This window comes from Paraburkholderia sp. EG287B (assembly GCF_040965595.1).
In the GTDB taxonomy this organism is placed as follows: Bacteria; Pseudomonadota; Gammaproteobacteria; order Burkholderiales; family Burkholderiaceae; genus Paraburkholderia.
In genome coordinates this window covers 169654-192740 of the sequence record NZ_JBFRCG010000014.1, presented here as the reverse complement: position 1 = coordinate 192740, position 23087 = coordinate 169654, and the positions used below count along the sequence as shown (strand labels likewise).

Here is a 23087-nt window from a genome sequence, read left to right as displayed (position 1 = left end):
CATGATCGACGGCATCGACGCCAGCCAGCCGGCCTGGTTTTACGACTTCGTGTCGCCGTTTTCGTATCTGTTGCTGGAACAGCAGGACAAGTGGCCCGGCTTCGATTTCGTGCCGACGCCCGTGCTGCTTTCCGAGCTATACCGCCACTGGGGCCAGCCGCTCAGTTCCGCGGTCCCGGCCAAGCGCGTTTTCACCTACCGGCACGCGCTGTTTCGCGCCGAGCAGCTCGGCATTCCGTTCAAGATGCCGCCCGCTCACCCGTTCGACTCGGTCAGGCCGATGCTGCTCGCCATCGCGGCGGGCGGCGAATTCGCGTGCGTGCGCGAGATCTTCCGCTTCATCTGGCGCGAGGGGCGCGACCCGTCGAGCGACGAGGGCTTCGAGCAGCTTTGCGAGCGCGTGGGCATTCCGCACGGCGAGTCGCTGATCGAGGAAGAAGCCGTACGCGCGCAGTTGCGCCGCAACACCAACGACGCGATCGCGATGGGCGTGTTCGGCGTGCCGACGTTCTGGATGAACAAGCAGCTCTTCTGGGGCGAGGACGCCTTGCCGATGGTGCTCTACTGCGCGCGCAGCCCGAACTGGCTCGACTCGCGCGAGGTCAAGCGCATCACCACGCTGCCTTCGGGGCTCGTGAAGCCGGTTACCGAGTGACGGCAACGCGCCGCAGAACCATCCCGCGCGCGTCCTTCTGATGCCGGTCATGCCGCGCGCCCTATGGCGGTAGCGCACGAGCAGGCATATGGTTATGGCTGAATCCGTGCGCGCAACGCTGTTCGTCTGCGCGCACGCGCCCTTGCCCGCCACACCCCATGGACGACGATAACGCCCTCACCCTCGACATCTGGCTGGTGCGCGTGCTGCGCACGCTGCTGGTCGAGCGCAGCGTCACGCAGGCCGCGCTGCGCCTGAACCAGACCCAGCCCGCCATCAGCACGGCGCTGCGCCGGCTGCGCGAGATCCTGGGCGATCCGATCCTCGTGCGCGGCAAGGCCGGCATGGTGCCGACCGAGTACGGCGAGTCGCTGCTGCAGCATGCGCAGCGCGTGCTGCGCGACGTGGAGTTCGTGGCCACGCCGCACGGCGACTTCGACCCGGAGCGCTCGAAGCGCACGTTCCGCCTCGCGGCCCCCGACTACCTCAACGACTTCTTCATGCCGACGCTGATCGCGCGCTTTCGCGAGACGGCGCCGGCGGCGCGGCTGGAAATCCTCTCGCTCTCGCCCACGCTCGATCATCACGGCGCGCTGGACGCGGGCGAACTCGACATCGTGATCGGCAACTGGCCGAAGCCCGAGGCGCGTTTCGCGCGCAGCGACCTCTTCTCCGACAAGGTCGTCTGCATGATGCGCGCAGACCATCCGCTCGCGCGCCGCGAACTCACGCGCGAGGCGTATCTCGCCGCGCCCCACCTCGCGCCCACGCCCTATACGGGCTCGCACGCGAGCGCGATCGATCTGGGGTTTGCGAAGGCGAAAGCCGAGCGCCGCATCGTCGCGACGCTGCCCTACTTCGGGCTCGTGCCGCAGGTCTTGCTGCAATCGGACCTGATCTTCACGACGACCCGCCGCTTCGCGCAGCATTACGCGAAGCTCATGCCCATCGCCGTCGTCGAGACGCCGTTCGCGTTTCCGCGCATTCACTGCTATCAGATGTGGCATCCGCAGCCGGACCGGCCGAGCGATGTGGGATGGCTGCGCGGGTTGATCGAGGAGGTGTCGGGATCGTTGACCGCCGAGCGCGGGACGAAGCGCGCCGGGGCGAAGAAGGCCGCGAGCGCGGCAAGCGAAGCGACGCCCACACCGCCGCTCGAAGCGGCTTGAACCAGCACAAACGGGCGCCCTCGTCATCGAGGCGCCCGTTTCGCTTGCGCGGCGCGTGGAATCAGGCGCGCTCGAGCGCGACCGTTCTCACCACCGCCGGGCGCTGCGCCACCCGCATCTGCATGAGTTGCGCGGCGACCGCCACCGCAATCGACGAAGGCGCCTTGTCGACGATCCCCGTCACGCCGATCGGGCACGTCATCTCGTCCATGCGCCCGCTTTCCACGCCGCGCTCCATGAGCCGCCGCTCGAACTTCACGCGCTTCGTTTTCGAGCCGATCAGCCCGAACCACGCGAAATCGCGCCGCCGCATGATGCGCTCGGTCAGCTCGAAGTCGAGCGCGTGATTGTGCGTCATCACGAGGAAATACGCGCCCGCCGGCGCTTCGTCGACGATGGCCGCCGGCGTGTCCGTCGCTTCGATCTGCACGTTGGCGGGCACCTCGTCGGGGAACAGCTCGTCGCGCTCGTCCACCCACTGCACGACGCACGGCAGCATGCCGAGCAGCGTGACGAGCGCATGGCCCACGTGGCCGGCGCCGAACAGCACGATGTGCATCGGCCCGTAGTGCAGCACCGGCGTGCTGCGGCGGCCGATGATCACGCGCCCGGTTTCGTCGACGCGCACGCAATGTTCAGGATGGCGATTCATTTCCCAGCCCCCTCGCGCGCCATCGCCCGCACCGCGCGCACGCCCCTGAGGATTTCCTCGGCGGTGGCCGGCGCATTCATCGGCGGATTGAAGCGGTAGTCGGCCACGCTCGCCACGGCGTCGCGAATCGCGAAGAACACCGAGAACGGCAGCAACAGCGGCGGCTCGCCCACGGCCTTCGAACGATGGATGCTGTCCTCCGCGTTGCGGTTCTTGAAGAGCCGCACATTGAATTCGGCGGGCGTGTCGTTCACGGTCGGGATCTTGTAGGTGGACGGCGCGTGCGTCATGAGCTTGCCGTCCGGCTTCCACCACAGTTCTTCCGTGGTGAGCCAGCCCATGCCCTGGATGAAGCCGCCTTCCACCTGGCCCACGTCGAGCGCCGGGTTCAGCGACGCGCCCACGTCGTGCAGCGCATCGGCGCGCAGCACGCGCATTTCGCCCGTGAGCGTGTCGATCACGACTTCCGATACCGCAGCACCATACGAGTAGTAGTAGAACGGCCGTCCGCGCAGCGTCGCCTGATCCCAGTACAGCTTGGGCGTGGTGTAGAAACCATCGGACCAGAGCTGGACGCGCGCGAGATAGGCCTTCGACACCAGCGTCTCGAACGGCACGATCGTCTCGCCCACGATCACGGAGTCGTTGGCGAAGCCCACCTCGGCGGCGCTGACTTCGCCCTTGCCGTAGGTCGTCGCCGCCAGCGCGGCGAGGCGCTCGCGCAGCTGACGTGCGGCGTCCTGCGCCGCCTTGCCGTTCAGGTCGGTGCCGGTCGATGCCGCCGTGGCGGAGGTGTTCGCGACCTTGCTCGTGTCCGTCGCGGTCACGCGCACACGGCCGAACTCGATGCCCAGTTCATGCGCCACGACCTGCGCGACCTTCGTGTTCAGGCCCTGGCCCATTTCGGTGCCGCCGTGGTTCACGAGCACAGAGCCGTCGGTGTAGATGTGAACGAGCGCGCCCGCCTGGTTGAAGTGCGTGACGTTGAACGCAATGCCGAACTTGACCGGCGTGAGCGCAATGCCCTTCTTGAGCACATCGTTGTTCGCGTTGAATTCGCGAATCGCGGCGCGCCGCACGTGATAGCCGCTCGTTTCCACCAGCTCGTCGATCAGCTCGTGAATGACGTTGTCCTCCACGACCTGGCCATAGGGCGTCTCGTTGTTCTGCGTCTTGCCGTAGAGATTGCGGCGGCGCACTTCGAGCGAATCGAGGCCGAGCGTGCGCGCGACATCGTCCATGATGTATTCGATCGCGAACGCGCCCTGCGGGCCGCCGAAGCCGCGGAACGCCGTGTTCGACTGCGTGTTGGTCTTGCCGCAGAAGCCGGCGATCGACACATCGGGCAACCAGTAGGCGTTGTCGAAGTGGCAAACCGCGCGCGTCATCACCGGGCCGGAGAGGTCGGCGGAAAAGCCGCAGCGCGAGGTCATGTCGACCGACACGCCTTCGATCGTGCCCTGGTCGTCGTAGCCCACTTCGTACGTGTAGTGGAAATCGTGGCGCTTGCCCGTGACCATCATGTCGTCGTCGCGATCGGGGCGCAGCTTCACGGGGCACAGGAGCTTCCACGCGGCGAGCGCCGCACAGCAGGCGAAGAGGCCCGACTGCGATTCCTTGCCGCCGAAGCCACCGCCCATGCGGCGGCATTCCACGAGCACGTTGTGCGAGGCGACGCCCAGCACATGCGCAACGAGGTGCTGCATCTCGCTCGGGTGCTGGGTGGAGCACCACACGTGCATGCCGTCGTCGTCCTTCGGCACCGCGTAGGCAATCTGGCCTTCGAGGTAGAACTGCTCCTGGCCGCCCAGCAGCATCTCGCCTTCATGCCGATGCGCGGCGCGCGCGGCGCGCGTGGACGCCTCGCCGCGCGCAAGCTTCATCGGCGGCAGCACCGACTGCTGCGCGGCGCGCGCCTGCTGCGCCGTGAGCACGGCGGGCAGCTCTTCGTACTGCACCTCGGCGCGGCGCGCGGCGAGGCGCGCCGTGTCGTGGGACGTCGCCACCACGATGAACATGGGCTGGCCCACGTACTGCACGAGGCCGTCGGCGAGCACCGGATCGTCGTGGATGATCGGGCCGCAGTCGTTCACGCCGGGAATGTCCTCGGCGGTGAGCACCGCCACAACGCCCGGCGTCGCGCGCACTTTGGCGAGGTTCATCGACACGATGCGGGCGTGCGGCTTCTGCGAAAGCCCGAGCGCGGCGTGCAGCGTGCCGGCCACGACCGGAATGTCGTCGGTATAGGTCGCGCGGCCGCTCACGTGCAGATACGCCGACTCGTGCGGGCGCGAGACGTGCACTTGCGCGAAGGGCTCGCGTGCCTTGAGTTCGTCCAGGAACGGTTCGGCTTGCTGGTTCATTGTTTCGTTCTCCGTATTTCTATTCCGGTTCCTGAATGTCTCAAGCGGTTGCTGCGGCTACGTTGCGCACATTGAGCGCTTGCGGCGCAAGCGGGTTATGCGGACGCGTTTCGAGCCAGAAGCGGTACAGCGTGTTCTTGGCGGCTTCGAGGCGGTAGTCGCTCGTCGCGCGCATGTCGGACAGCGGCGCGTAGTCCTTGCCGAGCGCGATCATCGCGGCCTGGGCCGTGGCTTCGTGCCAGTGCGCATCGGCGAGCACGCCTTCCGCGTGAGTCGCGCGCTTCGGTGTAGCGGCCATGCCGCCGAACGCGATGCGCGGCTCGCGGATCACGTCGCCATCGGCGATATAGGCGTAGGCGGCGCACACGGCCGAGATGTCCGAGTCGAAGCGCTTCGAGACCTTGTAGGTGCGAAAGCGCAGGTTCGCGCGCGCGCCGGTGCGCGTGGGCACCTTGAGCGCGAGCACGAACTCGTGCTCGGCCATGTCCTTCTTCTGGTAGGCGAGGTAGAGGTCTTCGAGCGGCAGTTCGCGTTCGGTCTCGCCGCCGCGCAGCACCACGCGCGCGCCGAGCGCGATGAGCCCCGGCATCGAGTCGCCGATGGGCGAGCCGTTCGCGACGTTGCCGCCGATCGTGCCCGCGTTGCGGATGGGCAGCGAGGCGAAGCGCTGCCACATCTCTTCGAGTTCCGGATAATGCTTCGCGAGTTCCGCATAACCGCGCTCGACGCTCACGCCCGCACCGATCTCGATCCACGCGTCGCTCACGTCGATGCGGCGCATCGCATCGACCTGGCCCACGTAGACGATGTCGCCGAGTTCGCGCATCTGCTTCGTGACCCACAGGCCGATGTCGGTGCTGCCCGCGAGAATGCGCGTGTCGGGGCGCGCGGCCTTGATGGCGGCGAGCGCGTCGACGGTGCGCGGCGCGTCGTACTGCTGGCCGCGGCTCTCGTAGTGGAAGGTGTCCTGGCGTTCGAGCGTGGCGAGCGTCTGGGCGAGCGCCTTCACGTCGATGGGCTGCTTCGGCGCATCGGCCTTGAACATCTGCTCGGCGGCGTCGAGGATCGGCCGGTAGCCCGTGCAGCGGCACAGGTTGCCCGTGAGCGCATTGGCGATCTCGTCGCGCGACGGCACGCTGCACGCGCCCTTCGCCGCACAGGCGTGGTTGGGCTGGCCCGCGTGCTCGTGGCCATGCTTCTCGTAGAGCGCCCACATCGACATCACGAAGCCCGGCGTGCAAAAACCGCACTGCGAGCCGTGGCAGTCGACCATGGCCTGCTGCACGGGGTGCAGCGAGCCGTCGGGTTGGCGCAGGTCTTCGACGGTGAAGAGCGCCTTGCCGTCGAGCGTCGGCAGGAACTGGATGCAGGCGTTGACGGCCTTGAAACTCACGCCGCCCGCCTCGTTGCGCTCGCCCACCACGACCGTGCAGGCGCCGCAGTCGCCTTCGGCGCAGCCTTCCTTGGTGCCGGTGCAGCGCGCGTCTTCGCGCAGGTACTGGAGAACGGTGCGGGTGACGCCCGCGTCGCTGACTTCGCGAATCGCGTTGCGATGGTAAAAGCGGATCGGCTGGCTCATGGTTTCTGGCTCGTCGTTGGCTGCGGCTCGCAAAAGGCGTGTGCCGCTCGAGTGGACGGTTCGAAAACTATCACTGCCAATATTGGCAACCCATAGCTACAGGAGCATGGGGGATATATCGTTGAATCGATAAATCGCCGTGCTGCAGTGCGGCTGTGCTTATGTTGCAGCGTCTCGATTGCGCGATTTCATGGCCGACTTGCGAGTATCGGACAGATTCGACTGATGATTTATCCGTTTAAATGCCGATTTCCCAGCACGAACGGTCGGACCGGGACGGCGCCATTGCACCAATTGTCGCCAACGTCGCGCAATGGCAATGGATCTTCGCGACTGGGTTATCGGTTGCAAAACGCCGTCATTAACGCAGAAAACGAGTGTTCCGCCGGCCGGAACATCTTTTCAGTTTCTGCATAAAAACCGGTTCCATGGGACAATCACGCCTTTCCCGCCGTTTTCCATCCGCATTTTCCCCATGTCCGCTGATTTGGCGCCCCCGCGCAAAGCCGCGTCGACGACCCTGCAGATCATTCCGGTCGTCTTTTTCACCTTCCTCTGCTACCTGACGATCGGCATTCCGCTCGCCGTGCTGCCGGGCTACGTGCACAACGACCTCGGGTTCAGCACCGTGGTGGCGGGCGCCGCGATCAGCGTGCAGTACATCGCCACGCTCTGCTCGCGCGCGCTCGCGGGCCGCTCGGCCGATACGCTCGGCCCCAAGAAGACCGTGACGATCGGCCTGACGATCTGCGGCGCGAGCGGCGTGCTGCTGCTGCTCGGCACGCTCGTCGATCACTGGCCGGGCCTCTCGCTCGCGCTGCTGGTGGTGGGCCGCCTGTTGCTCGGCTGCGGCGAAAGCCTGTGCGGCACTGGTGCGATCCTCTGGGGCATCGGCCGCGTTGGCACCGCGCACAACGCGAAGGTGATCTCGTGGAACGGCATCGCCACCTATGGCGCGCTCGCGATCGGCGCGCCGCTGGGCGTCGTGATGGCGCACGCCCTCGGCTACTGGGTGCTCGGCATTTCGGTCATCGCGTTGGCCGCGCTCGGCTTCTGGCTCGCGCGACCGATCGCGCCGGTGCCGATCGTGCACGGCGAGCGCATGTCGTACCGCAGCGTGTTCACACGCGTGCTGCCGCACGGCATCGGCCTCGCGCTCGGCTCGGCGGGCTTCGGCTCCATCGCGACCTTCATCACGCTGTTCTACGCCGCGCGCCATTGGCCCAACGCCGCGTTCACGCTCACGGTGTTCGGCCTGATGTTCATCGGCGCGCGCCTGTTGTTCGCCAACACCATCAAGCGCTTCGGCGGCTTCCGCGTCGCCATCGTCTCGTTCTCGTGCGAATGCGCGGGCCTCTTGCTGCTGTGGCTCGCGCCCACGCCCCAAGTCGCGCTCGCGGGCGCGGCGCTCACCGGCTTCGGCTTCGCGCTCGTCTTCCCGGCGCTCGGCGTCGAGGCGGTCGGGCTCGTGCCGCCCGCCAGCCGCGGTGCGGCGCTTTCGGCCTACTCCGTGTTCCTCGACCTCTCGCTGGGTATCACCGGCCCGCTCGCAGGCTACGTGGCGAATCTGTTCGGCTATGGGTCGGTGTTTCTCTTTGCAGCCATCGCGGCGGCTTCGGCCGTGGCGCTGTCGGTTTCGCTTCATCGCAAGAGCGTGCGTGCGCGCGCCGCGCAGGGCGCACAACACGCGAGCGGCGCGAGCGCGCCCGCCGGGCAACGAGCCGAATAAAGAAGGTTTCTCGCGGATTTCCGGGGAGCGACGACTACGGTCTTTCAGTCATCTGGACCGGTCGGGGAGTGCGGCACGCGTGTCACGCGCCGACGCTTTCCTCAAATTCGAATAGCGCGCCCTCATGAGCCTCGAGCATGGTGCGTACCTCGGGCAACGCACGGCGAACCATCGGGCGCGCAGACCTCGGGAGATCCGAGCAGGCGAGCTCGATATCGCCGCTTCTGTGCTCGCCGAGCATCGCGAGCATCACGCACGCCTGCTGGATATCTTTCTGCGACTTGACCCGCATGTTGGTGCGCAAGCGTGAAACGAGGATCTTGTGGATCGCGAAGCGTGCGGGGTCCGGCACGCGAACCGGCACCGCGCCGTGCCTTGAAAGCAGCGTGCCCATGTAGGACTGGCCGAGCAGGTAGGCGAGATAAGGCATGCCGCTCGCATGCGCACCGAGCTCCGGAACGGCGACGGTCGGAAATCTGTTGTCCTTCGAGGGCACAAGCAGATCAACGTGAAAACGCGTCCGACCCGCCTGCTTGAACGACGTGGACGGATCGCCCCTGTTGAACCCCGGCACCGGCACGAAGTCGATTCCCGTCTCTTTCAGGATTTCGAGCAGGCCGCCCGAAGGTACCCCCTGCAGCGCGAGCTGGCGGGCGCGCGCGATATCGATGTCCTCGGTCTCGTAGGCAAGCGCCTTGATGCCAAGGCTGTTGAGCAGAACCGCATACGCGTGAGAACCCACGAGCACCGCGCCGGCCTGGAAAAGTCCGTAGTTGTGGAGGACTGCCATAGTCGCGTAGGTCTTGTTGTCGGCAATCTGGAAACCGAGCTTCGCGAGCTCCCGGATGCGGCTGATGAGGTCTTTGGACTGCTCGATCTGTGTCATCACCGCAGCGACGCGTTCGTCGGCCGCCGGATCGCCCTTGGGTCCGCCAAGACTCTCCTGCTGCCGCTTGCCCTCCGCGTTCATGAACTGCCGATAGTAGTAGACAGCGTTCCCGCGATGGTGCTCGGTGATCGTGCCCGGCGCACCCACGAGAACCCGCCCCTGGCTGGCGGCAGCCTGCTCGACGTTCGCGTACTGGGAGCAGAATGCCTGATCGTGTCGCTGGTAAAGAGGTAGTCCGTGCATGCCAGAGAATTGCAGTAATTTTTTTAATTTTACTGCAAACGGTGAAGCCGTGATTGCAGTAATTTCATGAAAATTACTGCAATGACCATGAGATGCCTCGCGGCCGGGAGCCCTCGACTGTCCGACTGTCCAATACGCCAGGCGAGAGAGCCCTACCCCGGAACTCTGCGAAGAACCATAAAAAAACCGCACCCGGCAAACTGAACTGCACGCCGGATGCGGCCCGGACTTCAAACGTATCGAGGCTCGAGGCGGCTGCGCGCCGCCTGCGCTTACTTCTTCACCGCAGTCGGATCGAGGTTCTTGCCCGTGGCCTCGTTATAGCGCTGCACATACTCCTCGGTGAGCTTGCGCACCGCGCGGCCGATCTTGCGATAGTCCGACTCGTTGAGGTTCGCGAGCGACACGCGGCCCGACGGATGCGGCGTACCGAAGCCCTTGCCCGGCAGCAGCACCACGCGTGCTTCCTCCGCGAGACGGAACAGCAGTTCGTTGGGCTTGACCTGCTTGAGCAGCCAGTCGACGAATTCGCGGCCGAAGCGCTTCTCGCCCATGTATTCCATGTCGAGGATCGTGTAGTAGTCGACCTGGTTCGGATCGCCCTCGCCGTAGGGCACGCCCATTTCCTCGAAGAGCGCGCGCTTGCGGTTGCGAATGAGGCGCTTGAGCGCGTTCTTGTAAGCGTCGGGCGTGTCCATGAGCGAGAACAGCGAGAACAGCACCATCTGCACCTGCTGCGGCGTCGAAAGACCCGCCGTGTGGTTCAGCGCGACGGTGCGGCTGTCGGCCACCAGACGGTCGATGAACTTGAGCTTGTCCGGCTCGGTCGTGATCGACTCGTAGCGCTTGTGCAGTTCCTTCTTTTCGTCCTTCGGCAGCTTTGCGAGCGTGTGGTCGAGCACGTTGTCGCGATGCGTGGCGATCGCACCCAGACGCCAGCCCGTCGCACCAAAGTATTTCGAATAGGAGTACACGAGAATCGTGTTTTTCGGCGCGAGCGCGAAGAGCGAGACGAAGTTGTCGGCGAAGGTGCCGTACACGTCGTCGGTCAGGATGATGAGGTCCGGACGCGCTTTCACGATCTCGGCGATGTACTCGAGGCTCGCGTCGTCGATCTTCACCGAAGGCGGGTTGCTCGGGTTCACGAGGAAGAACGCCTTGACCTTCGGGTCGCGCAGCTTGTCGAGCTCCTTCTTCGAGTACTGCCAGTTGTTTTCCACCGTGGCGTTCAGGTGCACCACGTTGAGCTGGTAGTCGTTGAGTTCCGGAATCTCGATGTACGGCGTGAAGATCGGCATGCCGAGCGCAATGGTGTCGCCCGCCTTGATCAGGAAGTTCTCGCGCATCGTATTGAAGATGTACGTCATGGCAGCCGTGCCGCCTTCCACCGCGAACACGTCGAACTCGCCGACGAACGGATGCTTGCCGATCATCTCGCGGCGCAGGTACTGGCCGACGATGATCTCCGAAAGCTTGAGCATGCGGTCCGGCACCGGGTAGTTGCAGGCGAGAATGCCTTCGCACATCTCATAGAGGAAATCGCCCGCCGAGAGCCCCAGCTGATCGCGCACGTACGACACCGCGCCCGCGAGGAACCTGATGCCGGGCTGCCCCTTGTTCTCGCGCACGAACAGGTCGAAACGCTCGACGATGCCGTCGCGCTGCGGGAAGCCGCCCACGCCCTCGGGCATGTAGGCAAACGAGCGCTCCGACTCGCGCATCGCGAACAGGCCGAGTTGCCAGAAGCCGTGACGCGGAATCGTGGCGAGGAAGTTGGGGTTGCCGCGGCCCGCGTTGAGCATCGCGAGATTGGCAGGGCGCGCGGTCGCGCCGCCGCCGGCCGCCTTGATGAGTTCGTCCTTCAGCTCGAACGGGCTCAGTGCATCGAGACCCGACTTTTCTTTCGCGCCGCTACCCTTCGCTTTCGTTGCCATGGTGTTCTCCATTGGAAGACGTTGCGTGTGCCGCGCGCTTTTTTCCTCGCGCAGCACACGTTGGATGCATGTCATGCAAGACCGACCACGAGCGGCCCGAGCAGCGTGAGCAGCACGTTCGCGATCGCGTAGGTAATGGCGAACGGCACGGTGGGCACCGCGCTCTCCGCCTTGTCGAGAATGCCGCCGAAGGCCGGGTTCGCACTGCGCGCGCCGGACAGCGCACCCGCCAGAATGGCCGCGTTGTTGTACTTGAGCACGTAGCGGCCAAACAGCATCGTGAGAATGAGCGGCACGATCGTCACCACTACGCCGAGCAGGAAGATCGTGATGCCGCTTTGCTTGATCGTCACGACGGCCTGCAGGCCCGAGTTCAGCCCCACCACCGCGACGAACGCCGCAAGCCCGAAGTCCTTGAGCAGTTGCGACGCCGCGGGCGGCATCACGCCGTACATGGGGTGCTTGCCGCGCATCCAGCCGAACACGAGACCCGCGAGCAGGCAGCCGCCGCCCGAGCCGAGCGTAAGCGGAATGCCCGCCACGTTCACCACGATCAGGCCCACCAGCAAGCCGAGCACGAGGCCCACGCCCATGTAGATGAAGTCGGTCTTGTTGCTGTATGCGAGTTCGTAGCCGGCGGCCTGCACGGCGCGTTTCGTATCCGTTGCGGTGCCATAGATCGTCACCACGTCGCCGTGCTCGAGCTTCGTTTCGGGCAGCAGCGGCACGGGCTGGCCCACACGCTCGATCTTTTCGATGTACACGCCATGACGCAGATCGCGGTCGACGTTCTTGCGCACTTCGGCGATCGTCGTGTGGTTCATGCCCTTCTTCGTGAAGACGAGCTGGCGCGTTTGCATCACGAGGCTCATGCCGCCCGAGTCCGGCACTTCCGGCCCGATCAGCGCACCCACTTCGACCATCTGCTCGCGGCGGCCCACCACCAGCACGACATCGTCGCGGCTCAGCACGAAGTCGGGGGTGGCGTCGAGCAGCTTGCCCGCGCGGCGAATCTTCTCGACCGCCACCAGGTCGCTCTCGGCCAGCTCGATCTGCTTGACGGTCCTGCCCGCCGCGTTCTCGACACGGAACACACGCCCGAACAACTCGGGCAGCGCCGTGATCTGGCCCGGCCCCGCGGCGGCGTTGCCGCCCGACATCTCGCGCTCGGCGTCCGCGGAAGCATCCTTGAGACTGCGGCCCATGAACTTCGGCAGGATGTTCACGCAGACGATGATCGCGCCGAGCGAGCCGAACACGTAGGTGACGGCGTAGCCGATCGCGACGTCGGCCTGCATGGCCTTGACCTGGTCGGGCGGCAGCCCGAGGCGCGCGATCGCGTCGCCGGCCGTGCCGATGATGGCCGACTGCGTCATGCCGCCCGCCGCGAGACCGGCCGCGAGGCCCTTGTTGAGGTGAAAGAGCTTCGCGCAAATCAGCACGGTGGCGAGACCCGCCAACGCCATGAACACCGCCATGGCGATTTCGCGCAGCGTCTTGCGGTTGAGCGAGTTGAAGAAGCCCGGGCCCGAGTCGTAGCCCACGGCATAGATGAAGACGGCGAACATCACCGACTTCACGCCGTTGTCGACGGTCACGCCCACCTGGCTCACGACGACGGCCGCGAGCAACGAGCCGCCCACGCCGCCTAGCTGGAACTTGCCGAAGTTGATCTGGCCGATCCAGTAGCCCACCGCCAGAGAAAGAAATAGCGCGATTTCCGGGGATTTGTGAAAGATGTCATGCAACCATTCCATCGTGTCCTCGCTTTGGAAAGAATCCCCATTGCTGCAGGGGATGGCCGGCAATGGAACACCGCCGGCCAGATCGAGCCGAAAACACCAGCCAATATTCGTCAGCCAAACTTCGCCGCGAGCCCTACCACCACGGGGCCCATGAGCGGCAAGAGGATGTTCGACAGCGCGTAGGTGATCGTGTAGCCGATCACGGGAGTCGAGTTGCCGGCTACGCCGACGAGCGCACTGATCGCCGGCGTGCTGCACTGCTGGCCCGCAATGGCGCCGAGCAGCATCGGCGCTTCGAGCTTGAGGAACATGTGCCCGATCCACAGTGAGAGGAGCCCGGGAATCAGCACCATCAGAATGCCGGCGAGCGGCAGCGCGAGACCGTACTCGCGCACGAGCTTGATGGCGTCGGGGCCCGCGGAAAGCCCGACGGCCGCGATGAAGGTGGCAAGACCAAAGTCCTTGAGCACCTGCGCCGCGGCCGAGGGCAGCGAGCCCACCAGCGGGTAACGCGAACGCAGCCAGCCGAAGAACAGACCCGAGAGCAGGCACCCGCCGCCCGTGCCGAGCACCAGCGTGACGCCGCCCACGTTCACGCCGAAACGCCCGATCATCATGCCGACCAGCACGCCGAGGCCCAGATAGACGAAGTCGGTCTTCTGGGTGTGCTGGATCACGTAGCCAAGACGCTTCGCGCCGCGCGCGACGTCACTGGGCGTGCCGACCAGCGTCAGCACGTCGCCGCGATGCACGACCATGCCGGGCAAGGCGGGCACCGTGTTGTCGAGCCGCGTGATCGCGCCGACGTAGATGCCGCGGCCCGCTTCCGGCGCGGCGCGTTCGCGCATTTGCGCTAGCGTGAGGCCGTTGACGTCGCGCTGCGTGACCATCACGTCCACGCGTCTGGCGAGCAGCTTGAACAAGCCCTCGCCCGGCATCTCTTCGCCAAGACTGCCTGCCGCTTCGATCACGGCTTCGCGGCGCCCGGCGATCAGCACGATGTCGCCCGCCTGCAGCACGGACTGCGCGTTGGCGTCGAGCTGGCGTCCATCGCGCAGCACGTATTCGATCGTGAGGTTGTTGCCAAAGCGCGCCTCGAAGGCGGCGACTGCGGCGCCGGCTGCGGGACCCACCTTGAACGCACGACCTTCGAGCGGCGCGAGCGCGAGACGCTGCCCTTCGTCGAGCGCGCCGTCGCCGCCGAGCTTGCGATACAGGCGCGCGGCCTCTTCGCGCAGGTTCACGCGCAGGATCAGCGGGGCGATCTGGCTCGTGAAGAGCACGATGGTGACGAGGCCAAAGAGGTAGCTCACGCTGTACGCGGTCACGATATGCGCCTGCAGCGTGCTCACCTGGGCGTCGGTGAGGCCGAGCCGCGTGATCGCCTCGGAAGCCGTGCCGATCACGGCCGATTCGGTCGCCGCGCCCGCGAGCAGGCCCGCCGCGGTGCCCGCATCGAGCTTCATCACGACGACCGCGATCATGATGAGCGCCATGACCGAGACGATCTCGACGATCGAAAGAAGTCCGTAGCGCCAGCCACGACCGACGTTCGCGAAGAATTGCGGACCGCCCGTGAAGCCGAGCGCAAAGATGAAGAGTGCGAAGGCAATGTTCTTGAGGTCCGGCGAGAGGCGCGCGCCGGTTTGCCCGAGCACGAGCGCGACGATCAGCGTGCCGCACACGCCCCCGAGGGAGATCGGGCCAAAGCGGATCGAACCGATCAGATAACCGAGCGCGAGGCTCACGAACAGGGCAATCTCGGGTTGCGACTTCAGCAATTCGACGATCATGTCTGGTCTGCCGATTTACGTTGTAGTTAGCCCGAAAGCGTGCTCAAAAAACGAGCGGTAATGCACATTAAATAACATGCAGCGCTAATTCCCGGTCGTTATTTTCCCCACGCGCAACAATTCATTCACGCAGAAAAAGCATCAACGTGTGCTTAATGCCGGCTTGTAAATGACGGGGAATTCACCGACCGCAATGACTCACAATTCGCCGCAGGCAAAGGGCGGGCCGCCATGAATCTGGCAGTTCTGACAGATTTCCGATGCTTGCGTGAATTACGCAAACAGGTTATCCGCAATGCACAATATTTAGATAGTGGCAAAAACGCACAACGCATTCCTCACTCAATACATGCCGATTGCGTATTGGATCTTTTACAAGTAAGAAATGCTGCCGTGTGTTGAGATAGATATTGTAATTCTCACGGACTGTCAATATTATTTTTGTTAGATTCCCGCAGTCGTCGATCGCAGTAGTTCATTCGAGGCACATTGACCATAACAACGCGACACGCCGCTTCGCTCCTCAACTTCGCCAGCAGTTGCAGTGTCCCTCAACCGGTCCATGCATCGAGCATACGAGGCTACACATGAACCAGATACACGCCATGCGCGTCTTCGTCAGGGTTGCGGAAACCGAGAGCTTTCGTCGCGCCGCGCAGCAGCTCGACGTCTCCAACGCGCTCGTCACGCGCTCCGTCGCGATGCTCGAGGCGCACCTGAATACACGCCTCATCAATCGCACCACACGCAATCTCGCGCTGACCGAGGCAGGCCAGCGCTACCTCGAAGGCTGTCGTTGCGTGCTGGAGGAACTCGATCATCTGGAGCGCTCACTGGCGCACACGGAAAGCGAGCCGAGCGGCACGCTGCGCGTGGTGGCCGCGGGTGCGCTCTCGCTCGCCACGCTCACGCCGCTCATCGACGGTTACCGGCGTCTGTATCCGCGCGTGAACGTGCGCCTCACGCTCGCCGAACGGCCCGTGGATCTCATGGAAGACGGCTTCGACGTGGGCATCGTCGGCGCCACGCCCGCACGCAACGGCGAGTGCGTGGAACGCGCGCTCGGCACCACGACGTTCGTCCCCTGCGCGGCGCCCGCGTGGCTCGCCGAGCACGGCGAGCCGCATACGCCTGAGGAGCTCGCACAGTGCGCGGCGGTCGCGCTGCCCCCCGAGGAGCGCAGCGCGACGTGGCAGTTCGCGAAGCCCGGCGAGCGTGCCCGGCAGGTCACGCTGGAGCCCGGCTACGCCGTCAACAACATGCTGATGGTGCGGCTCGCCGCGCTGGCCGGCATGGGCGTGGCGGTCGTGCCCGCGCCGCTCGTCGCCGACGACTTTACCGCGGGCACGCTGCGCCGGCTGCTGCCCGACTACGACATCGACGATCCCGACTCGCGCATGTCCATCGTCTATCCGAGCCGCCAGTATCTGCCCGCGAAGACGCGCCGCTTTGTCGACTACACGGTCGAGCATTTCGAGCATGCACGTCATGCATCGCCGGTGGCGGCGAGTTCCAATGGCGCACCGAGCCGGCCGCTGAGCGTGGCATGAGCACACACATCGGGCGGGCGATGTGTGCCCGCCCGATGGTTTGAGAACATGCCGCTTGCAAACGCGCCGTTAGCGAACATGCCGTTCGCGCGCGACGGCGCATCAGAGCCGGGGCGAGCTGCCGTCGACCGGAACCAGCAGGCCCCCGTCGCCCGCGCCGCACAGTTCGCGCAGCAATGCCGCTTCGCGCTCGTGCACTTCCACCGGTAGCCACAACGCCCCTGCCCATGCGAGGTAGCGCGCGCGATGCTGGCCGTTGCGAAACGCCACGACCCCCTCGTGCGCGAGTCCGAGCCATCCGGCGAGCCCCGCCACGCGGCGCTTGCTGATCGTCACGTAGGGCATCTGCGGCACGCGCTCGTTGTCCGGATCGAGAAACTCGCGAATGCCGCGAATCTTGCCGCTATGCCAGTCGTCGACGGGCTTGAGCACGTAGTCGGTGTCGTCGCGGTCGGCACAGAGAAGCAGCTTGTGCAGATCGACGATCACGACGACGTGGCGCGTGCCGTCGGTCGTGAAGACGCGCTTGAAGCGCACATGGTCATACGCGTCGTGGTCGGGCAACGGGACGGTCCACAAGGGTCCACAAGCGGGATACGGCGAGGAATCCGAAACGGAGGTGATGCTGGACATGGACGTCGATTGCATGCGTGCGGTGGGGGAAAGCGCAGTTCAGGAAATGAAACCGGCCTAAGCTACGGATGGACCATTAAATTTTTATGACGAATGCGGGGCGCATCGAGGAGCCACAAATGACGATCGAATCTTTCGGCGAGCACGTCCGTATCGAGACTCAGGAACGCGTAGCAATTCTCGTGCTCGACCGCCCGGCGCAGCGCAACGCCATCGACCGGCCCGTTGCGAACGCACTCGCTGCCGCCTTTACGCGCTTCGAGGAAAATCCCGCATGGCTCGCGGGCGTGCTGTACGGCGCGGGCGGCACGTTCTGCGCGGGCGCGGACCTCAGCGCGCTCGCCGACCCCGCACGCCGCAATGAAATCCACGCCGACGGCAGCGGCCCAGGCCCGCTCGGCCCCACGCGCATGTCGCTCAGCAAGCCCCTGATCGCGGCGATCTCAGGCTATGCCGTTGCGGGCGGGCTCGAACTCGCACTGCTGTGCGACCTGCGCGTGGTCGAGGAAGACGCCGTGCTCGGCGTGTTTTGCCGCCGCCTGGGCGTGCCGCTCATCGACGGCGGCACGGTGCGCTTGCCGCGCCTGATCGGCCTGTCGCGCGCACTCGATCTGATCCTCACGGGGCGCGCCGTCGATGCGCAGGAAGCCCTCGCATTCGGCCTCGCCAATCGTGTGGTCGCAAAGGGTGGCGCGCGCACGGCCGCCGAGCAACTGGCCGCGCAGCTCGCAGCATTGCCGCAGGCAGCGTTGCTCGCGGACCGCCGCTCGGCGCTCGAGCACAGCATGCTGCCCGACACCGCCGAGGCGCTGCGCCGCGAAGGCGCGCTCGGCTATCGCGCGGTACTCGACGAAGGGCTCGCACTCGCGGCGCGCTTCGCGGCCGGCGCGGGCCGTCACGGTGAACCGCTCGATCCACGCGAATCGTAGTCCGCTAAACGAAAGTCGCACGCGAACCCTCGCGACGGTCGATTGAGTCGATCGACGTGCCGGTGGCCACTGTGCGCAGCGCTTGACGCTTGAAGGCGCGCGCGCGACCCACTACATTGAAATTGATCCGCGCCGCTGCCCCCGCCCCTGCCGCCATGTGTCATGACGCTGAGTCCTGCTGCGTCGTCTAACGGCAATCTTCAGACGAACCGCCCCGGCGTCCCCTTCCCTGATGCCGCATCACGGGAGAGCTCTCATGCCGACGGATCGAATCATCCGCTTCGCGGACTTCGAACTCGACGTCGAGCGGTACCAGTTGCGCCGAGAAGGTACGGAAGTCAAGCTGGAGCGGTTGCCCATGGATCTGCTGATCCTGCTGGCCTCGCGCCGCGGCGAGCTGATCTCGCGCGCGGACATCGTCGACCGGCTGTGGGCCGGCAGCCCCTTTCGCGACACCGACAACGGCCTGAACACGGCGATCCGCAAGATCCGCATCGCGCTCGCCGACGACCCCGCCAAACCGCGTCACCTCATCACCGTGAAGGGCAAGGGCTACCGGTTCGACGGCGTCCTGCCCGCACTTGCCGACGCTCACGATGCGCCGGCTGCCGCGCGCGACCCGCACGCGCCGCGCGAGAGCGAGCACGCTCCGCCCGCCGTGCGCATGCTGGTGCTGCCGTTCACCAACCACACCGGCGACGCGAGCCAGGACAGCCTGTGCAGCGCGCTCGCCGACGAGATCTCGGTCACGCTCGGCGCGCTCAACCCGGAGCGCCTGCTCACGATCGCACGCACCACGGCGGCGCGTTACCGCGCGACGCAAAAAAGCATCGGCGAGATCGCGCGCGAGTTGAAGCTCGACTACGTGCTCGAAGGCTCGCTCACGCGCGCGGGGCAGCAAACCCGCATCCTCACGCGTCTGATCCGCTGCGCCGACGAAGCGCAGATCTGGAGCCGCGCGCACGAAAGCGCCACGCAAGGCGCGCTCGACATCCTCAAGGAAGCGGTCGCGGCGCTCGCCGAGAACCTGGCGTCCACGCTTTCCGAGCAACAGCGCACGCGCCTCGAGCGGCGCCTGCCCGTCGATCCCGCCGCGCACGACGCGTATGTGCGCGGGCGTTTCTTCTGGTATCGCCGCGTGCATTTCGAAGCGGGCTTTTGCGCGTATCACGGCATCGACGGCGAAGACTTCGTGCGCAGCCGCACTTACTTCGAGTCCGCGCTCGAACACGACCCGAGCTATGCGCTCGGCTATACGGGCCTTTCGAACTACTACGGATCGACGGTGGTGCATGGCTTCGTCGCGCCCGACGATGGCTGGCCGGTCGCGCGCTCGCTTGCCGAAAGCGCGCTCGAACTCGACCCGGACCTGCCCGAGGCGCATCACGCGCTCGCGGCCGTGCGTTACTTCTACGACTGGGACTGGGACCAGGCCGAGGCCGGCTTCAAGGCTGCGCTGCGGCGCAATCCGAGTTACCCGGAGGCGCATCGGCTCTATGCGCGCATGCTGGTGGCGGCGGGCCGCCGCGCGGAAGGCGACGCCGCGATGGAGCGCGCCGAACGCATCGATCCGCTGGCGTTCCAGGGGTCGCGCGCGTTCGGCATGGTGATGTCGGGCAGACATGCGGAAGTCGTGAGCGAATATCTCGCGCCGGGGCACATGGACCATCCGCCGCTCGTCTATCAGTTGCTCGCTACCGCGTTCGAAGTGAAAAAGCTCTACGCGCAGGCCGTGGACGCCACCGTGGAGGCGCTCGAACACTGCAGCCAGCAGGCGCGCGCGAGCACCATTCGCGCTCGCTGGGAAACGGGCGGCTATGACGCGGTGTTGCGCTGGTATCTGGAAGACCTGCTCGCGCGACGGCGGGCCCGGTACACCTCGCCGCTGCTCATCGCCGAGGCCTATGCGCGCCTCGCGCAACCCGACGAAATGTTCCGCTGGCTCGAAACGGCGCTGGCCGAGCGCAGTTCGCGGCTATGCGAGTTGCGCACGAATCCATGGTTCGCGCCCTGGCGTCCGACGGGGCGCATGCGGCTCATCGAAAAACATATTGGCGGCGGCCCGACACGCTGAGCGCCGGGCGCAGATCGCGAGAGCGCGTCGGGTCGCCGTCCTGATACCTGGGTCTCCCTGTTGACTCAGTTCCCGTGATAGAGCCCTTCGCTCAGCGCCTTCTGCTGGCCCGATTGCTCGGAGCGCACCAGGTCCTGGTAGACCTGCGCGTGCGTGAGCGCCATCGGCGCACCCGAAGCGCTCGTCGACATCGGCGCGCCGCCGACGTCCTGCGCAGCCGGCGGCGTGCTGGCCTGTTGTGTCTGGTCGTCGCTCTGCGCTTGCGCCAGCGCGCTACCTGCGAATAAGGCGGCCGCTGCGGCCACCGCGATGCGTACTGTGTTCAGCGTGTTCATGTCATCGCTCCAGGAGGGTTGCGCATGTTCGGTTCCGTCATGCGCGAGACGGACGATGCGAGGGCGGCGCCTGCCGGCGGGCGGGCCGGCGGGCGGACTGTTTCGCTCGTTGAATCGTGTGGGTATCGTGCGGCCCGCGAGCGCGTTGCGCCATGCACGTAACCTGTAGAAATCGTCAAGAAAAATGTAGGTATGGTGAACGGGGTCCAGCGAGAAAAGCTGTTGTTTTCCCAACAGCTTTGAAAAGCGTGCCGTATGCGTTGCGTCAGGTTTCAGTACAATTCCGCGTTGACTTAAATAAAACGGCTTCGCGCTCAAGGCCCGTCGCCGTCCTGCGCCGACCCCACGCCATGCCCCTGCCTCTTCTCGCCCTTGCCGTCGCCGCTTTTGGTATCGGTACCACCGAATTCGTCATCATGGGCCTGCTGCCCGACGTCGCGCGCGACCTGAGCGTCTCGATCCCGGCGGCGGGCATGCTCGTCTCGGCCTACGCGCTCGGCGTGACGATCGGCGCGCCCATCGTCGCCATCGCCATTGCCAATGTGCCGCGCAAGCAGGCGCTCATGCGCCTGATCGGCATCTTCATCGTCGGCAACCTGTTGTGTGCGCTCGCCCCGAACTACTCGATCCTGATGGCCGCGCGCATCGTCACCGCGTTCTGCCACGGCGCGTTCTTCGGCATCGGTTCGGTGGTCGCGGCCGGCCTCGTCGCGCCGAACCGCCGTGCCCAGGCCATCGCGCTGATGTTCACGGGCCTGACGCTCGCCAACGTGCTGGGCGTGCCGCTCGGCACGGCGCTCGGCCAGATCGCCGGCTGGCGCACGACGTTCTGGGCCGTGACGGCCATCGGCATCCTCGCGGCGGCGGCGCTGCAGGTGTGCCTGCCCGCGAAGATCGAAATGCAGAAGGCGAGCCTCGTGCATGAGTTCGGCGTGCTGAAGAACCCGCAGGTGCTGATGGTGCTCGGCATGAGCGTGCTGGCCTCGGCCAGCCTCTTTGCGGTGTTCACCTACATCACGCCGATTCTCGAAGACGTGACCGGTTTCTCGCCGCATGAAGTCACGTTCGTGCTGCTGCTGTTCGGCCTCGGGCTCACGGTAGGCAGCACGCTGGGCGGCAAGCTCGCCGACTGGAAGCTCATGCGCTCGCTGCTCACGTTCCTCGCCATGATTGCCGTGGTGCTCGCCGCGTTCTCGCTGACGATGCACGACCCGATCGCGGCGATGGCGACGATCTTCGTGTGGGGCATTCTCGCGTTCGCGATCGTGCCGCCGCTGCAGATACTGATCGTCAACCGCGCGAGCGACGCGCCGAACCTCGCCTCCACGCTCAACCAGGGCGCGTTCAATCTCGGCAATGCGGGCGGCGCGTGGATCGGGGGCGTGGCGATCAGCGCGGGCGCGCCGCTCACGGCGCTGCCGTGGGTGGGCGTGGTCACCGCGTTCGCGGCGCTCGCGCTCACGCTGGTTTCGGCGCAAATCGACCGGCGCGCGCGCCGTCGCGTAGCGGTTTCCGGGCCGACTTCCTGCGTTTGATGCTTTTCTCGCTGCGGGCATCATCGGGTACGTGTTGCACTGAGGCGCGCGCGCTCAACTGAGGCACGCCTGCGCCACGATTTTCACGCGCACGTAGTAGCATCTCGCCCGATGAAAACCGTCCTCACCCGCGACTTTCTCGCGCTGATCCTGAGCGTGGCCGTGGTCGGTCTCGGCTCCGGCGCGACGCTTCCGCTCACCGCCCTCGCCCTCACCGATGCCGGCTACGGCACCGCCATCGTCGGCCTGCTCACCGCCGCCCAGGCGCTGGGGGGCCTCGCCGTCGTGCCGTTCACGGCATGGATCTCGACACGCTTCGGCTCGCGCGAGGTGATCGTCGGCTCGGTGCTGACCGTGGCCGTCGCGACTGCGCTGATGCAGGCAAGCGCCAACCTGTGGCTCTGGGCGCTCCTGCGCATGCTCTGCGGCGCGGCGCTCATGCTGCTCTTCACCATCGGCGAAGCCTGGGTCAACGAACTCGCCGACGACTCGAACCGCGGCCGCGTGGTGGGCATCTACGCGACCACGTTCACGCTGTTCCAGATGTCGGGCCCGGTACTCGTGAGCCAGATCGCGGGCTATACGGCGTGGCGCTTCGCGATCTGCGGCGCGATCTTTCTCATCGCCCTGCCGATGCTCGCGGCGATCCGCTCGAATCCGCAGCAAACCGACATGCACGAGCCGCACGGAAGCTGGCGCCACGTGATGCCGAAGATGCCCGCGCTCATCGTCGCCACCGGGTTTTTCGCGCTGTTCGATACGCTCGCGCTCTCGCTGTTGCCGCTCTTCGCGATGGGTCACGGCATCGACACCGAGGTGGCCGTGCTGTTCGCCTCGGTCGTGCTGCTCGGCGACACGACCATGCAATTCCCCATCGGCTGGCTCGCCGACCGGCTCGGCCGCGAGCGCGTGCATGCGCTCATGGGCGTGATCGTCGCGCTGCTGCTGCCGCTGTTGCCCTTCGTCGTCGCTACGCCGTGGCTGCGCTGGCCGCTCCTCTTCGTGCTGGGCGCGGCGGCGGGCTCCATTTATACGCTCGCCATCGTGGCCTGCGGCGAGCGTTTCGAGGGCGTCGCGCTGGTTTCCGCGAGCGCGCTCGTGAGCGCGGCGTGGAGCGCGGCGAGCTTCGGCGGCCCGATCGTCACCGGGGCGCTGATGGAGCATGCGGGCCGCGATGCGATGCTGTGGGTGCTGTTTGCGGGGGCGCTGGTGTTTCTCGGTGCGCTGCGGTGGGAGCGCTTGCGCGGGCTGGCGGGGGTGCGTGCATAGGCGGGTGGGTT

Annotated in this window: 17 protein-coding genes; 8 read left to right on the top strand and 9 right to left on the bottom strand. The window is 66.0% G+C overall.

Annotated elements, in window-relative coordinates:
* Nucleotide 1: 1 nt before the first annotated feature.
* Both AB4Y40_RS26245 and AB4Y40_RS26240 read left to right on the top strand, forming a co-directional pair.
* Entirely contained in the window at nt 2-655 is a 654-nt protein-coding gene (locus AB4Y40_RS26245) for a 2-hydroxychromene-2-carboxylate isomerase (protein WP_368690288.1), read from the top strand.
* Nucleotides 656-813: 158 nt separating this feature from the next.
* Nucleotides 814-1824 carry a LysR family transcriptional regulator gene (locus AB4Y40_RS26240; protein ID WP_368690287.1) on the top strand — a complete coding sequence of 337 codons (1011 nt, stop codon included), beginning with the start codon at nt 814-816 and terminating at the stop codon, nt 1822-1824.
* Nucleotides 1825-1885: 61 nt separating this feature from the next.
* Here AB4Y40_RS26240 and xdhC read toward each other — a convergent pair whose 3' ends face one another.
* From xdhC to xdhA, 3 genes are read right to left on the bottom strand one after another with little or no spacing between them, the layout of a single operon-like run.
* The gene (gene xdhC / locus AB4Y40_RS26235) at nt 1886-2476 is read right to left on the bottom strand and encodes a xanthine dehydrogenase accessory protein XdhC (protein WP_368690286.1); all 591 of its coding nucleotides are present in this window, start codon (nt 2474-2476) and stop codon (nt 1886-1888) included.
* Nucleotides 2473-4839, bottom strand: a complete 2367-nt coding sequence (gene xdhB, locus AB4Y40_RS26230) for a xanthine dehydrogenase molybdopterin binding subunit (protein ID WP_368690285.1) — start codon at nt 4837-4839, stop codon at nt 2473-2475. Before xdhB ends, xdhC begins: the two co-directional genes overlap by 4 nt.
* A 40-nt stretch (nt 4840-4879) precedes the next feature.
* Nucleotides 4880-6418, bottom strand: coding sequence for a xanthine dehydrogenase small subunit (gene xdhA, locus AB4Y40_RS26225; protein ID WP_368690284.1), 1539 nt, complete (start codon nt 6416-6418; stop codon nt 4880-4882).
* 475 nt (nt 6419-6893) lie between these two features.
* Between xdhA and AB4Y40_RS26220 the strand changes: the two genes are divergently transcribed.
* Nucleotides 6894-8147 (top strand): MFS transporter, encoded by a 1254-nt coding sequence (locus tag AB4Y40_RS26220; protein ID WP_368690283.1) that lies wholly within the window; start codon nt 6894-6896, stop codon nt 8145-8147.
* 82 nt (nt 8148-8229) lie between these two features.
* On the opposite strand, the gene AB4Y40_RS26215 is transcribed toward AB4Y40_RS26220, so the two are convergent.
* The 4 genes from AB4Y40_RS26215 to aspT (AB4Y40_RS26200) all read right to left on the bottom strand — a co-directional run bounded on the left by AB4Y40_RS26215 (nt 8230) and on the right by aspT (AB4Y40_RS26200) (nt 14751).
* Nucleotides 8230-9513, bottom strand: coding sequence for a GSU2403 family nucleotidyltransferase fold protein (locus tag AB4Y40_RS26215; RefSeq protein ID WP_368690282.1), 1284 nt, complete (start codon nt 9511-9513; stop codon nt 8230-8232).
* A gap of 38 nt (nt 9514-9551) precedes the next feature.
* The gene (locus AB4Y40_RS26210) at nt 9552-11213 is read right to left on the bottom strand and encodes a bifunctional aspartate transaminase/aspartate 4-decarboxylase (protein ID WP_368690281.1); all 1662 of its coding nucleotides are present in this window, start codon (nt 11211-11213) and stop codon (nt 9552-9554) included.
* 71 nt (nt 11214-11284) lie between these two features.
* Nucleotides 11285-12970 carry an aspartate-alanine antiporter gene (gene aspT / locus AB4Y40_RS26205; RefSeq protein ID WP_368690280.1) on the bottom strand — a complete coding sequence of 562 codons (1686 nt, stop codon included), beginning with the start codon at nt 12968-12970 and terminating at the stop codon, nt 11285-11287.
* 98 nt (nt 12971-13068) lie between these two features.
* Nucleotides 13069-14751, bottom strand: coding sequence for an aspartate-alanine antiporter (aspT, locus tag AB4Y40_RS26200; protein WP_368690279.1), 1683 nt, complete (start codon nt 14749-14751; stop codon nt 13069-13071).
* Nucleotides 14752-15338: 587 nt separating this feature from the next.
* Between aspT (AB4Y40_RS26200) and AB4Y40_RS26195 the strand changes: the two genes are divergently transcribed.
* On the top strand, nt 15339-16301 hold the full coding sequence (locus AB4Y40_RS26195) for a LysR family transcriptional regulator (protein WP_368690278.1): 963 nt from the start codon (nt 15339-15341) through the stop codon (nt 16299-16301).
* Nucleotides 16302-16403: 102 nt separating this feature from the next.
* Here the strand turns inward: AB4Y40_RS26195 and AB4Y40_RS26190 are convergent, their stop codons facing one another.
* Nucleotides 16404-16934: a hypothetical protein gene (locus tag AB4Y40_RS26190; RefSeq protein ID WP_342919261.1), complete on the bottom strand. Its 531-nt coding sequence runs from the start codon at nt 16932-16934 to the stop codon at nt 16404-16406.
* Nucleotides 16935-17053: 119 nt separating this feature from the next.
* Here AB4Y40_RS26190 and AB4Y40_RS26185 point away from each other — a divergent pair, with 119 nt between their 5' ends.
* A complete protein-coding gene (locus AB4Y40_RS26185; protein WP_368690277.1) occupies nt 17054-17863 on the top strand; it encodes a crotonase/enoyl-CoA hydratase family protein in 810 nt (269 codons plus the stop codon).
* Nucleotides 17864-18119: 256 nt separating this feature from the next.
* Entirely contained in the window at nt 18120-19937 is a 1818-nt protein-coding gene (locus AB4Y40_RS26180) for a winged helix-turn-helix domain-containing protein (RefSeq protein WP_368690276.1), read from the top strand.
* 65 nt (nt 19938-20002) lie between these two features.
* Here AB4Y40_RS26180 and AB4Y40_RS26175 read toward each other — a convergent pair whose 3' ends face one another.
* Entirely contained in the window at nt 20003-20590 is a 588-nt protein-coding gene (locus AB4Y40_RS26175) for a hypothetical protein (RefSeq protein ID WP_368690275.1), read from the bottom strand.
* 32 nt (nt 20591-20622) lie between these two features.
* On the opposite strand from AB4Y40_RS26175, the gene AB4Y40_RS26170 reads away from it, so the two are divergent.
* Nucleotides 20623-21807, top strand: coding sequence for an MFS transporter (locus AB4Y40_RS26170; RefSeq protein ID WP_368690274.1), 1185 nt, complete (start codon nt 20623-20625; stop codon nt 21805-21807).
* Nucleotides 21808-21918: 111 nt separating this feature from the next.
* Nucleotides 21919-23076, top strand: a complete 1158-nt coding sequence (locus AB4Y40_RS26165; RefSeq protein ID WP_368690273.1) for an MFS transporter — start codon at nt 21919-21921, stop codon at nt 23074-23076.
* Nucleotides 23077-23087: the final 11 nt, after the last annotated feature.

Coding starts and splice junctions, on each gene's coding strand:
- AB4Y40_RS26245 (WP_368690288.1), top strand. CDS start 2: ATGATCGACGGCATCGACGCCAGCCAGCCGGCCTGGTTTTACGACTTC.
- AB4Y40_RS26240 (WP_368690287.1), top strand. CDS start 814: ATGGACGACGATAACGCCCTCACCCTCGACATCTGGCTGGTGCGCGTG.
- xdhC (WP_368690286.1), bottom strand. CDS start 2,476: ATGAATCGCCATCCTGAACATTGCGTGCGCGTCGACGAAACCGGGCGC.
- xdhB (WP_368690285.1), bottom strand. CDS start 4,839: ATGAACCAGCAAGCCGAACCGTTCCTGGACGAACTCAAGGCACGCGAG.
- xdhA (WP_368690284.1), bottom strand. CDS start 6,418: ATGAGCCAGCCGATCCGCTTTTACCATCGCAACGCGATTCGCGAAGTC.
- AB4Y40_RS26220 (WP_368690283.1), top strand. CDS start 6,894: ATGTCCGCTGATTTGGCGCCCCCGCGCAAAGCCGCGTCGACGACCCTG.
- AB4Y40_RS26210 (WP_368690281.1), bottom strand. CDS start 11,213: ATGGCAACGAAAGCGAAGGGTAGCGGCGCGAAAGAAAAGTCGGGTCTC.
- aspT (WP_368690280.1), bottom strand. CDS start 12,970: ATGGAATGGTTGCATGACATCTTTCACAAATCCCCGGAAATCGCGCTA.
- aspT (WP_368690279.1), bottom strand. CDS start 14,751: ATGATCGTCGAATTGCTGAAGTCGCAACCCGAGATTGCCCTGTTCGTG.
- AB4Y40_RS26195 (WP_368690278.1), top strand. CDS start 15,339: ATGAACCAGATACACGCCATGCGCGTCTTCGTCAGGGTTGCGGAAACC.
- AB4Y40_RS26190 (WP_342919261.1), bottom strand. CDS start 16,934: ATGTCCAGCATCACCTCCGTTTCGGATTCCTCGCCGTATCCCGCTTGT.
- AB4Y40_RS26185 (WP_368690277.1), top strand. CDS start 17,054: ATGACGATCGAATCTTTCGGCGAGCACGTCCGTATCGAGACTCAGGAA.
- AB4Y40_RS26180 (WP_368690276.1), top strand. CDS start 18,120: ATGCCGACGGATCGAATCATCCGCTTCGCGGACTTCGAACTCGACGTC.
- AB4Y40_RS26170 (WP_368690274.1), top strand. CDS start 20,623: ATGCCCCTGCCTCTTCTCGCCCTTGCCGTCGCCGCTTTTGGTATCGGT.
- AB4Y40_RS26165 (WP_368690273.1), top strand. CDS start 21,919: ATGAAAACCGTCCTCACCCGCGACTTTCTCGCGCTGATCCTGAGCGTG.